Source organism: Nisaea nitritireducens (assembly GCF_014904795.1).
GTDB classification, from domain to species: domain Bacteria; phylum Pseudomonadota; class Alphaproteobacteria; order Thalassobaculales; family Thalassobaculaceae; genus Nisaea; species Nisaea nitritireducens.
Map to the genome: position 1 here is coordinate 112,918 of NZ_JACZFS010000046.1, position 11,838 is coordinate 124,755.

At 59.4% G+C, this 11,838-nt stretch carries 12 protein-coding genes and 1 riboswitch; of the genes, 6 read left to right on the plus strand and 6 right to left on the minus strand.

Translation table 11 applies throughout. From position 1 onward, the window contains the following. Positions 1-25: 25 nt before the first annotated feature. The 3 genes from IG629_RS15800 to IG629_RS15810 all read left to right on the plus strand — a co-directional run bounded on the left by IG629_RS15800 (position 26) and on the right by IG629_RS15810 (position 3,459). The gene (locus IG629_RS15800; RefSeq protein ID WP_205620708.1) at positions 26-529 is read left to right on the plus strand and encodes a TRAP transporter small permease; all 504 of its coding nucleotides are present in this window, start codon (positions 26-28) and stop codon (positions 527-529) included. Further along, complete coding sequence (locus tag IG629_RS15805; RefSeq protein WP_226886819.1) at positions 516-1,817, plus strand: TRAP transporter large permease; 1,302 nt, start codon at positions 516-518, stop codon at positions 1,815-1,817. The genes IG629_RS15800 and IG629_RS15805 overlap by 14 nt, the downstream gene beginning before the upstream one ends. 307 nt (positions 1,818-2,124) lie before the next feature. Then, positions 2,125-3,459, plus strand: coding sequence for a sensor histidine kinase (locus IG629_RS15810; RefSeq protein WP_193172895.1), 1,335 nt, complete (start codon positions 2,125-2,127; stop codon positions 3,457-3,459). A 341-nt stretch (positions 3,460-3,800) separates the two neighbouring features. Here the strand turns inward: IG629_RS15810 and IG629_RS15815 are convergent, their stop codons facing one another. The 3 genes from IG629_RS15815 to IG629_RS15825 form a co-directional block, all read right to left on the minus strand. Continuing rightward, positions 3,801-4,694 (minus strand): LysR family transcriptional regulator, encoded by an 894-nt coding sequence (locus tag IG629_RS15815; protein ID WP_193172913.1) that lies wholly within the window; start codon positions 4,692-4,694, stop codon positions 3,801-3,803. 145 nt (positions 4,695-4,839) lie between these two features. Then, positions 4,840-5,808: a thioredoxin-disulfide reductase gene (trxB, locus tag IG629_RS15820; RefSeq protein WP_193172896.1), complete on the minus strand. Its 969-nt coding sequence runs from the start codon at positions 5,806-5,808 to the stop codon at positions 4,840-4,842. Between the two features lie 99 nt (positions 5,809-5,907). Next, positions 5,908-6,372 carry a GFA family protein gene (locus IG629_RS15825; RefSeq protein ID WP_226886821.1) on the minus strand — a complete coding sequence of 155 codons (465 nt, stop codon included), beginning with the start codon at positions 6,370-6,372 and terminating at the stop codon, positions 5,908-5,910. A 60-nt stretch (positions 6,373-6,432) separates the two neighbouring features. Here IG629_RS15825 and IG629_RS15830 point away from each other — a divergent pair, with 60 nt between their 5' ends. Continuing rightward, positions 6,433-7,233, plus strand: a complete 801-nt coding sequence (locus tag IG629_RS15830) for a class I SAM-dependent methyltransferase (protein ID WP_193172897.1) — start codon at positions 6,433-6,435, stop codon at positions 7,231-7,233. Between the two features lie 24 nt (positions 7,234-7,257). Here the strand turns inward: IG629_RS15830 and IG629_RS15835 are convergent, their stop codons facing one another. The 3 genes from IG629_RS15835 to IG629_RS15845 form a co-directional block, all read right to left on the minus strand. Then, positions 7,258-7,812 carry a PAS domain-containing protein gene (locus IG629_RS15835; RefSeq protein WP_193172898.1) on the minus strand — a complete coding sequence of 185 codons (555 nt, stop codon included), beginning with the start codon at positions 7,810-7,812 and terminating at the stop codon, positions 7,258-7,260. A gap of 121 nt (positions 7,813-7,933) precedes the next feature. Then, positions 7,934-8,950 carry a protein-methionine-sulfoxide reductase catalytic subunit MsrP gene (gene msrP, locus IG629_RS15840; RefSeq protein ID WP_193172899.1) on the minus strand — a complete coding sequence of 339 codons (1,017 nt, stop codon included), beginning with the start codon at positions 8,948-8,950 and terminating at the stop codon, positions 7,934-7,936. A gap of 109 nt (positions 8,951-9,059) precedes the next feature. After that, positions 9,060-9,539 (minus strand): 6,7-dimethyl-8-ribityllumazine synthase, encoded by a 480-nt coding sequence (locus IG629_RS15845; protein ID WP_193172900.1) that lies wholly within the window; start codon positions 9,537-9,539, stop codon positions 9,060-9,062. Between the two features lie 88 nt (positions 9,540-9,627). Continuing rightward, positions 9,628-9,790: riboswitch (FMN riboswitch) on the minus strand. A gap of 117 nt (positions 9,791-9,907) precedes the next feature. On the opposite strand from IG629_RS15845, the gene IG629_RS15850 reads away from it, so the two are divergent. Beyond that, positions 9,908-11,260, plus strand: coding sequence for an ABC1 kinase family protein (locus tag IG629_RS15850; RefSeq protein ID WP_193172915.1), 1,353 nt, complete (start codon positions 9,908-9,910; stop codon positions 11,258-11,260). A 178-nt stretch (positions 11,261-11,438) separates the two neighbouring features. Then, on the plus strand, positions 11,439-11,774 hold the full coding sequence (locus IG629_RS15855; RefSeq protein ID WP_193172901.1) for a hypothetical protein: 336 nt from the start codon (positions 11,439-11,441) through the stop codon (positions 11,772-11,774). The last annotated feature ends 64 nt before the right edge of the window (positions 11,775-11,838 follow it).

Sequence of the window (11,838 nt, forward strand, 5' to 3'; positions counted from 1 at the left end):
GGCCGTCTTTTCCGGAGGGACCGCTTTGCTGGGTTGGCTATCGCGTCGCGCCGAGAATTTTCTCGCGCTGGTGCTCGCTGCATTGTTCGCGAGCTTTCTCATACAGATTGTTTTCCGCTACGTGCTGAACCTGCCGCTGGGCTGGACGGTCGAAATGGTCTCGATCTGCTGGCTGTGGGGCATTCTCTTCGGCTACGCCTTTGTCGTCCGTGACAACGACATCATCCGGCTCGACATCATCTATGACATGTTCCCGCGCGGCGGACGCCGTGCCCTCGATGTGATCACGGGCCTGATCTGCGCCGGCCTCTTTGCCTGGACGCTGCCGAAGGCCTGGGAATTTATCGATTTCATGAAGATCGAGAAGACGGCCTATATCCGCCTGCGCTTCGATTATGTCTTCGCCATTTACGTTCCCTTTGCGCTGGCTGTGATCTTCCGGTCCCTGCGCAGTGTCTGGTACGGCCTTTCCGGCAAAGGCCCCGCCTTCAGCCCTACGCACGGGGCGGAGACCCATGACTATGATTGATCCGTTTACAGTCGCGCTGCTGCTCATCCTGTTTTTGGCTTTCGGCGGGCTCTCGATGGGCCTGGCGATGATCTGCGGCGCCTTCACCTACCTTCTGCTCGGCGGTTACGATCCCTCGATCGCCTCCGAGACGCTGCTGCAGGGCCTTTTCCACGGTTACACGCTGCTTGCGATCCCGCTCTTCATCCTGGCCGCCGACATCATGAATATCGGCACGCTGGCGGACCGGCTGCTGCGTTTCAGCCAGGCCCTGGTCGGGCGCTTCAAGGGCGGGCTCGGCCATGTGAACGTGGTCTCGTCGCTGATCTTCTCCGGCATGTCCGGCTCCGCCGTCGCCGATGCCGTCGGCATGGGCAAGATCATCATCACCATGATGACCAAGGATGGGAAATATTCCGGCTCTTATGCCGCCGCCATCACCGCGGCCTCGGCCACCATCGGGCCGATCATCCCGCCTTCCATTCCAATGGTGCTCTATGCCCTGGTCTCGGACCAGTCGGTCGGCTACCTGTTCGCCGCCGGTATGCTGCCGGGGCTGCTGATGGGCGTCGTGCTGATCATCATGAACATGATCATTGCGCATCGCCGGGATTTCGCGACCGACGAGGCCATCCCGTTGCGGGAACTGCCCGTGACGACTTTCCGCGCTATCCCTGCTTTGCTTCTCCCCGTCATCCTGCTGGGCGGGATCTATGGCGGCGTGATGACGCCGACCGAAGCGGCGGCCGTGGCCGCTTTCTACGCCCTCTCGATATCGATCTTGCTCTACCGCTCCGTCACCTTCAAAGGCTTCTACGAGGCCCTGCTCGGCTCAGCCCGTTCAACGGCAACGGTCGGCATCCTGATCGCCGGCGCCTTGACGTTCGATTATGTGGTGACGCGGGAGAATGTGCCGCAGATGATGGCCGACTTCCTCGGCCAGTACGATCTTTCGCGGGTGGGTTTCCTGCTGGCCATCAATTTCATGTTTCTGGTGCTTGGCTGTATCCTGGAGTCAGGTGCGATCCTGCTGATTATCGTGCCGATCTTCCTGCCGACGGCCCAGGCGCTGGGCATCGATCTGGTGCATTTCGGCGTCGTTGCCGTGGTCAATGCCATGCTTGGCCTGATCACCCCTCCCTACGGCCTTCTGCTCTTCATCGTGGCCTCGATCACGAAGCAACCGCTGATCCGGATCGTCAAGGATCTGCTGCCATTCCTGGCGGCTCTTCTGGTTGCGCTTGGCGTCATCACCTTCGTGCCGGACTTCGTGCTCTTCCTGCCGCGCCTGCTTGGGTACAAGGGCTAGAATACAGTCCGCCAGCTTCGGTAGCTTCTGGCGGTGCGCAACCTGAAGATGCGTATCGCTGGACTGGGTGTCCCCAGACGGGCAGTATTGCTGACTTATGTCGGGCGGCTTCCGGGGCTCTCTGAGCGATCAGAATGGGGAATGGATAGAGAGGAAACGTCTCTATTCGGCCTCGACTCCTGGTTTGCGGACGGGCTTACTCGCCACATAGGTCTTGAGAAAAGAGCAATGGGGCGGAAGATCGATGAAGAAATCATCTCCGGATCTGAACGAAGGATCCGACTTCCATGACATCGGTGGAGATTTAATGCTGCGGCGTATTGAGCCGCTATTCTATTCCAAATTTCCTGCCTTATCGAATATTGCCATTGCGGCTTTGATTTGCATTGCCGCGAAAGACCATGTCCCGCTTGAGTATCTTTTCGGATGGCTCCTGTTGATGGCGGGCGTCAGCACATACCGCATCATTCTCAACGGACAATTTAGCCGGGCGGAAATTGCCGATGTCGACGTGCTGATGTGGGAGCGGCGCATGTTCCTGTGCGCAGCCGTACAAGGAGGCATTTGGTCGGCGGTCGGTCTGGCCGTCGCGACCTTTCCAATGCCGATAGAAGTCCTTGGCGTTGTGTTGATGGCGGTCTGCGGGATGCTGGCTGGCTCTACCTTCACCATGACGGGCAGTCAGAAGGTTTTCCGGGCCTTTGTGCTGCCGGCCGGGATCGGGACGACCATCGGCATCGCCTTCATGGAGGGCGATGCAGGTCTTGTTCTATCGCTCATGGCGGTGGTCTTTCTGATCGTGGTGCTGATCTGGGGTTGGACCATCTCAAAGGCGACAGACGAACGCCTGATGCTCGCCGCCGAGAAGGAGCATCTGCTCGTCAATCTCGAGCTGGCGCACCGTGAGGCGGAGCTCGAGAAGGATTTGAAGCAGGAAACCTTCAACAAGCTGGGGCACGAATTACGGACGCCACTCAACAGCATCATCGGGTTCGCTGAAATTATTGGCACCGAAGCCGTGGGCCCGATCGGAAACGCCAAATATAGAGAGTACGGATCGCTCGTCGCCGAGAGCGGAAAACACCTGTCGAACCTGATCGACGAAATGTTGAACCTGGCGAGAAGCGAGAGCCTTCAGGCAGCGATCGATAAAGAGCCTGTGGACATCGAGGAGATCATGGTTTTTTGCCGGGATCTGCTGGCTCCACTGGCAAGAAGGCGCGGCGTCGAGTTGAGAGTGTCGCGTGCAGAGGCACCCATTCCACTGATTTCAGCGGATCGCCTCAAGCTGCGCCAGGTTCTGATCAACCTGATAAACAATGCGATCCATTACACCTTGCAGGGCGGGCAGGTTGACGTCGCCGTGAAGCGGGATGCCGACGATTTTATGGAGATTAGCGTTTCAGATACAGGTATCGGCATGGCCGAAGCGGATATTCCCAAGGCACTGGAGCCTTTCAATCAGCTCGAGAGCGGAAAGACCCATAACCCGAGCGGCAAAGGGATCGGCCTCGCCTTATCCAAAAAATTCGTCGAACTGCATGGCGGGACTCTGACGATTGAAAGCGAATTTGGCGTCGGCACGAAAATCCGCGTTTTCCTGCCCATCGGGACGGGTGACCAAGTGGCGGGCAGAGGCTGAAAAGCTGCGCAAAAAAAATTGCCGAGAACCCAAAGGTTCCCGGCAAGTTGAACAGGGAGGCTTCACGTCTGGGAGACGTAGGACCCCGAAGGGCCCTCTACTTCAGGCGGGGGCCTGAAGGACAGATGCTGCAAAGCAGCACCGTGATAATGAGTTAGATATGTCTATAAGACGTTAACGACCATGCATTTTTGTTCACTTCCGATATGCAAAAATTGCATGGCCATTTGCATTCGAATGTCAAATTAGTGAAACGAAAATAATTACGAATCAAAGCCCGTACGCCAAATTGGCTTTAAGATCTCTACGTTGTTGTCGTGCCTGACCGTTTTTCCGCTAGCTCAGAACTGCGTCAGTGCAACTTCCTGAATGAGAAAATCGCGCAATACGGTAATTCTTTTCGAGTGCCGTAGCTCTTCCGGGTAGACGAAATAGGCCGGGACCTGGGGGCCTTCGAGATCCGGCATGACGCGGACCAGGCTGCTGTCTTCCTGGGCCAGGTAATCCGGTATCGCCGCAATGCCGACGCCGCCCTGAACGGCGCGCAGGATCGCGTAGTAATTATTCACAGAGAAGTTGTTCGTGTGCGCGCGCCGGTTGCCGCCCGTTGCAACCTCGCGCAACCAGTTCACGTTGGGGAAAGGGGGATGCGGCGTATCGCCGTACAGCACCAGCCGGTGGTTTTGCAGATCTTCCGCCGTCTGCGGCATGCCCGCGTGCTTCAGATAGGACGGGGCTGCATAGAGGTGCAGTTTGATGTTTTTGATATGACGTTGAATCAGGTCTGGCTGGCGGGGCGGTGTCAGCCTGATGGCGACGTCGGCCTGACGCATGCCGAGATCAAGCTCGCCATCATCGATGATCAGGTTGACCGTAATCTCCGGATAAAGCTCCAGGAATTTGCCGATGCGCGAGGCAAGCCAGGTGGAGCCGAAGGCAACAGGCGTGGTGATCTTCAGCGGCCCGCGCGGCAGCTCCTTGCCTTCCGAAAGGCTGGCTTCGGCAGCGGCGAGCTTGGCAAAAACGTCCCGTGCAGTGCGGTACAGGGTCTCGCCTTGCTCGGTCAGGATCAGGCCGCGCGCATGTCTGTGAAAGAGCGCGACCTTGAGAGAGTCTTCAAGCTGACTGATTTGCCGGCTGACAGCGGATTGGCTGAGATTGAGCGTCTCACCCGCATGCGTAAAGCTCCCTGCCTCAGCAACGGCATGAAATACCCGGAGTTTGTCCCAGTCCATGGCCATAATGAACCGATCTCGCCTTTTTAGCTCAACGTTCCGTGCGTCAGTCTAAGCCAGAGGAGTCCTATGGACCAGAGGAACACGATGTAAAAAGCACTTTAGGGCAAAAGGGTTATCGGATCGTTACCGAGGGCGGTTGGAATTACTCCGCCGCTTCGGCAGCCTGGTCCTCAAGTGCGGCGAGATATTTCTCCGCTTCCAGAGCCGCCATGCAGCCCATTCCTGCCGCCGTCACGGCTTGCCGGTAGACCTTGTCGACACAATCTCCGGCCGCATAGATGCCGGGAATCGAGGTTCGGGGGCTGCCTTTTTCGGTGATCAGATAGCCTTCATCATCCGCTTCGAGGGCTTCAACGAACGGTTTCGTCGCCGGATCGTGGCCGATGGCGACGAAAAATCCGGTCGCGGCGATCTCGGAAACCTCACCGGTCTTGATGTTCTTGATCCGGGCGCCTTCGACGCCGGCCATGGGACCTTCTCCACCGAGAACTTCCTCGACGACGCTGTCCCAGACCATTTCGATCTTCTCGTGCCGGAACAGACGCTCCTGCATGATCTTCTCGGCGCGCAGTGAATCGCGGCGATGCACAAGCGTGACCTTGGAGGCAATGTTGGCGAGATAGAGGGCTTCCTCGACTGCCGTATTGCCGCCGCCGACCACGATGACCTCCTGGTTGCGGAAGAAGAACCCGTCGCAGGTGGCGCAGGCCGAGACACCCTTGCCGCTATAGGTCTGTTCGCTTTCAAGACCGAGCCAGCGTGCCTGGGCTCCGGTGGCGATGATGACGGCATCGGCAACGAACGTGTCGCCGCTATCCATGGCGAGCGTATAGGGGCGCTTGGAGAAATCGACCGAGGTGACGAGATCGTAGACGATCCGTGCGCCGACATGCTCGGCCTGTTTCTGCATCTGCTCCATCAGCCAGGGACCCTGAATGACGTCCGCGAACCCGGGATAGTTTTCCACCTCGGAGGTAATGGTCATCTGGCCGCCCGGCTGCAGGCCCGCAAGCACCACCGGCTTCAGGTTGGCGCGGGCGGTGTAGATGGCGGCGGTCAGTCCGGCGGCGCCGGATCCGATGATGACAATTTTCTCGCGGTGTTCGGTCATGGGGGCGGGCAGTCCTGCTATCTGGGGGCGTCGCGGCCGGTCTCTGAGAGTGTCTTCGAACATAAGCAACCGGTCGGAGCGGAACAAGCCGCGCGAGGGTCATTCATAAGAAGATCCTGCATGTTTAGGCAGTTCGTCGTCGCAGACCGTCCATGAAAGCCGCTCATTCCAGTACACGTGATGTGTGGGGGTGACCGAATCCGGCTCTTCCAGCGTTGCGGCGAACAGATGGATTTCATCCGCAAACCGGTCCGAACGGAAGGCGAGCGGGGTTCCGCAATGCCCGCAGAAAAGCCGCTCTACGCCGGGTGAGGATATGAAAATCGCAGGCGGCGTGCCGGTGAAACGGACCGCTTCCCGGGGGATGCCGATATAGGTGGTGTAGGCCGAGCCGGTCTGCCGCCTGCAGCTTTCGCAGTGGCAATGGCCAACCCAGTTCGGCGGGCCGGAAAATGTATAATGTGTCGCGCCGCAGAGGCAGTGCCCCCGCTGTTCGGCATCTGCATTCATCGTGCCCATGCTCCACGGTTTCCGGAACAGTAAAAGCTGAATGTTGACAGCCATCAACCACGCCGTCATGTCTCACTTGGATCCGAAAACTGCCCCAGCATTGGAAAGTAGTCCATGCCCGATTGGCCCGCCTGGCTGACAGCTCTTCTTCTCGCGACCAATCTGCTGTCGCTGGTTGCACTCTTTTTTGTCACACGCCGGATGCTGAAGCTCCGGCGGCAGAAAAAGCGGGCTTTTGCCTTTTCGCAGTATCCCGTTCGGAAGGTGAAACTGGAAGAGGTTGCGCCCTGTTTCGAGATGACCCGTTACGGGCCGAGCCCGGACTCGGAAGTCCGGTTCATCGGAGGGGAAGGTGTGGTCGCGTCTCTTTCCGACCGTGAATCCTGGGTCATGGCCGCGCTGGCGAAGAACGTGAAGCGTGTATTCGAATTCGGCACCTGTTCCGGCAAGACCGCGCATGTGTTCGCGCAGAATGCGGCGCCGGACTCGGAAATCTTCACGCTGACGCTGCATCCCGACGATCTGGCCGCAACGGAATTCAATCTCGGGGACGATAAGCAGCACCGGGACATCGCGGTGGCCGAATCCTCTTTCGAGACGTTCTATTACAACGGACAGCCCTCGGAAAAGCACATCCGGCAGATCTTTTCCGACAGCAAATCCTACGATGAGGAGCCGCTGCGCGGTTCTGTGGATCTGATCTTTATCGATGGCGCACACACCCGTTCCTACGTCGAGAGCGACACCCGCAAGGCGCTGAACATGCTGACAGATGACGGTGTCATCCTGTGGCACGACTACAAGCCTGACGCCCCGGACGTGTTCGCTTTCCTGAACGAGCTTTCCGGGACGCTGCCCTTGATGCATATCGCGGATACGGATCTGGTGATGTACAGACGCGAAAAGGCGTCCTGACGAAGCACGGACCAGGCGGAGGAACTACTGAAGTTCCGCGCAGGGTATCCGGATGATGAGTTCCGGTACGTTCGCTTTCCCGCCGGAGGCCATGTGCTGCAGTCTGTAAAGGCTGATGCCGAGCATGACGTCGATTGTCCCGTCCTCGGAGGTCATCGGAAGCAGCAGGCGTTCGGCCTGCCAGACTTCCATCGATGTCAGGCGCTCGTCCAGGGCGCCATACAGGACGGCCGGCCAGCCGACGACGCTATCCCACCTGCTTCTGACCATCGGGTAGTCATGCTCGCCGACAATGTCGCGGATCGTCCGCCCCCGGATGCTCCCGCCCCAGGCTTCGTTGACGCTCTCGCCTGCGAGCTGGCAGACAAATTCCTGCTGCCGGGGATCAAATTGATAAATCCAGACAAAGCGCAGCAGACTCGGGATGGTCACGGGGGAGAATGACTTGCGGCGCGGCACCAGGGCGTCGCCACGCGCATCAAGCCAGGCCCCGAAAAAGCTCTGGATCTTGGGGCTCGCGTCCGGGACGCGTCTGCGGAATTCCGCCTGCGCTCTGTCTTTGGGCGTCATGTTTGTCATGGAAAAGTCGATACCTCGGTCAGGCACGACCATATACCGGGAAACGTTAACCTAGTGTTTCCCGTTTTCCATGAAACGGCAGATTTTTAAGAAATACTGCCAATCGGTATGATTAGCGCGGTCAGGTGAAAAGCCGCTCGCCTTCCATGCCCTTGTAGATATCCGCCACCTGTTCGGCATAGCCGTTATAGAGCAGGGTCGGTATCCGGTCGTTGCCGCCGCCAAGCGGTCGTTCGGAGGACTGGCTCCAGCGAGCGTGCGGGACTTCCGGGTTCACATTCGCCCAGAACCCGTATTCGCTCTTCTGCAATTCCTCCCAGAATGACACCGGACGCTCTGAGGTGAAGGTGAAGCGGACGATGGATTTAGTCGATTTGAAACCGTATTTCCACGGAACCGCAAGCCGGAGCGGCGCGCCGTTCTGCCGGGGCATCGGCTTGCCGTAAATGCCGGTAGCGATGAAGGCAAGGTCGTTCATCGCCTCTTCGATGGACAGGCCCTCGATATAGGGCCAGGGATACCAGTGCTGCTTCTGGCCCTTGGCGTTCTCCGGGTCCATGAAGGTTTCCATGCGGACATATTTCGCCGAGGACAGCGGCTCCGCCAGTTTGACCAGTGCGGACAGGGGGAAGCCGCTCCAGGGCACCACCATGGACCAGGCTTCAACGCAACGAAGCCGATAGACTCGCTCTTCAAGCGGCATCTGATCCAGCAGGTCGTCGATATCGATGGTCTTTGGCTGGGTAACCTCGCCGTCGAGGGTCACGGTCCAGGGCCGGATTTTCAGGGCCTGGGCGGCGCGGCTGATATTCTTGTGGCTGCCGAATTCGTAGAAATTGTTGTAGCTCGTCGCAAGATCGGGATCAGTGATCGGCCGGTCCGGTCCGCCGTCGGTATAGGCCGGATTCCGTTTCACCGGGTAGAGATGGGAGGAGGGATCGGGCTCCACCGACGCGAGCTGCCTCGCCGCATCCGCTTCGGCACTCGCCTCATCGCTGCATCCGGCAAGGGCGGCGGCGGACAGGATCATCGGTCCCGCCGCGAGGCCTTTCAGCAGCGCGCGCCTGTTGTGAAAGACGGATTCAGGCGTGACCGCCCGTTCCGGCAATTCCCAGCCCTTCAGTCGCTTCAACAGCATGATGTTCCTCCGGCAGTGCCTAACCTCAGGAACAGACATAGGGCAGGGAGCCGGACACAGCCACTCACGTGCCGGTGAGAGAGCCGTGTCCAGGAGGTGCCGGAACGGCCTAGGCCGTCAGCGTTGCTTCCAGGGCGAGCACGTCGAGGCAGGCTCCGGCGGCTTCCCGGCCCTTGCCCACCATATGCTCCCGGAAGAAACGGGTATGGTCCTCCGTCTCGTGGAAATGGTGCGGCGTCAGGACGACGGAGAAGACCGGCACGCCGGTATCGAGCTGCACCCGCATCAGCCCGTCCACGACGGCGGAGGCGACGAAATCGTGCCGGTAAATGCCGCCATCGACGACAAAGCCGCAGGCAATGACGGCGGCATAACGGTCGCTGGCGATCAGTTTCATGGCGGTCAGTGGGATTTCGAAGGCGCCGGGAACGCGGAAACAGTCGATCTTCGCTGTATCGAAGCCGCGCTGTTTCATCTCGTCGGTGAAGCCGTCGCGGGCTCGGTCGGTCATGTCGCTGTGCCAGCTCGCCTGGATGAAGGCGATGCGGTCACCGGGCGCCGTGCCGGTAGTGGTTGTTGAGGTCGTCATTATCGGTTCCAACTCCATGCGTTAACTACTGGAATCGAGGCCGAGTACAAACAGGGGGCGCAAACCCGCGAGGCGGTCCGCGCTCCCATGCCGTTCTCTCTCATCCGGACTGTGACCGTCGGCTTCGGAGTTACACCGAATCTGCTGACCCCGGCGGCCGCCGGGCGCTCGCGGGCTTCATGGGCTTTCCCATTCACAGGTTGGCTCATGTTACCGCCGGTGGGGAATTCCGCCCCGCCCCGAGAACAATGCCGTCCCTTGCGAGACGGCGGGCGGAGCCTAGCGCCGGCATCACCTTCCGGCAATCCCGAATGAGCCCTGTCGTTTTGCCTCTGGCATTGCCTCCGCCGCACCCTATCTTCACGGCCATGAAAGATCAGGAACGCAATTCCCTGGGCGGCCGCGTGAAGCGCTATGCCCGGGTGACGGGAGCGGTCGGCGGCCTCGCGGCGCGGGTCGCCGGTGAGCGCTATCTCGGTCTCAAGCTCGACAAGGACAGCCATGCGGCGGAGCTGCGGGAGGCCCTGGGTGGGCTGAAAGGCCCGCTGATGAAGGTGGCGCAGATCCTGGCCACCATCCCGGATGCGCTGCCGAAGGAATATACCAACGAGCTGGTGCAGCTTCAGGCCGACGCGCCGAGCATGGGCTGGCTGTTCGTCAAACGCCGGATGAGCCGGGAGCTGGGTGCCAGCTGGCAGCAGAAATTCGGCCATTTCGAGCATGAGGCGGCTGCGGCGGCCTCTCTCGGCCAGGTGCACAAGGCAGCGGATGCGGACGGCAATGCGCTGGCGGTAAAGCTGCAATATCCGGACATGCAATCCGCGGTCGAGGCGGACCTGCGCCAGTTGAAGCTGATCTTCTCGATCTATGCCCGCTACGACAAGGCGATCCACACGGACGAGATCTACAAGGAACTCTCCGCCCGGCTGCGAGAGGAGCTGGATTACCAGCGCGAGGCCCGGCACATGGCGCTCTACGGCCTGATGCTGAAGGACGAGCCAGGCGTGCATGTCCCCGAAAGCGTGGAGGCCCTGACGACGCCGCGCGTGCTCACCATGAACTGGCTGGATGGGGCCAAGCTGCTCGACTTCATTGCCGCGCATGACGATCAGGAGAGCCGGAACCAGGTCGCCCTCAACATGTTCCGCGCCTGGTACGTGCCGTTCTACGAATACGGCGTGATCCACGGCGACCCACATCTCGGCAACTACTCGGTCCGCCCGGACGGCTCCGTCAATCTGCTCGATTTTGGCTGCATCCGCGTCTTCCCGCCAAGCTTCGTCAAAGGCGTGATCGACCTCTATAACGCCCTCTCGACCGATGACGAAGCGCTCGCGGTGCATGCCTATGAAAGCTGGGGCTTCCAGGGGCTGGACAAGGAAACCGTCGAAGTCCTGAACATGTGGGCTCGCTTCATCTATGCCCCGTTGATGGAAGACAAGGCCCGCCGCATCCAGGAGACCAACACGGGCATGTATGGCCGCGAGGTGGCGGAAAGGGTCCATGTCGAACTCCGCCGCCTGCGCGGCGTCAAACCACCCCGTGAATTCGTCCTGATGGACCGCGCCGCGATCGGGCTCGGCTCGGTGTTCCTGCATCTGAAGGCGGAAGTGAACTGGTACCGGCTGTTCCAGGATCTGATTGCGGATTTCGATGTGGATGCGCTTGCGAAACGGCAGGCGGCGGCGCTGAAGGAAGCGCGGGTGCCGGAGGCGCAATAAGCCTCCGCATGGCGTCAGATGTAGCCATTGGAGCGCCTCAACCCAGCGTTCCTGACCTTTTTCGACAACATGCTGAAGTGATCGGACATCGCTGTTCCATATGGGAAACATGCTCCGACCGAGCAATTTATTCGTCATGGTTGAGTAATATGTTATTTTCGTGTAATAAGTGTATTTCGTGAAACAATACATCGATAAGGATGAAAGGTTATCCAAAATGATGCGAATTGCTCTTTTCGGGCTGCTGTTGATTGCGGCCCCTCTTACCGACGCGCATGCGAGAGAGTGCTACGAAGGTACGGCAACCATTAATCAGCAAAACTCCGGTAAGAAATGCACGCTTCAGGAGAAGGGGTATTACAATTCTTCTGCCGGGCCGAAGACCCATGACGGTTGTACTGCTGCAAAGGCAGACGCGCGGAAAAAGCTTATCGCCCGCATTCAGAAAAGCTGTGCACCTTATGTTCAGACGAACGCGCCCTGCACGGTCATCAACATTAACCGTTGCACCTGATCCACTTTGGGAAAGCCGCTGAATTACTGGCGGCTTGGCCACGATCGGGACCAGCTCCCCCCGC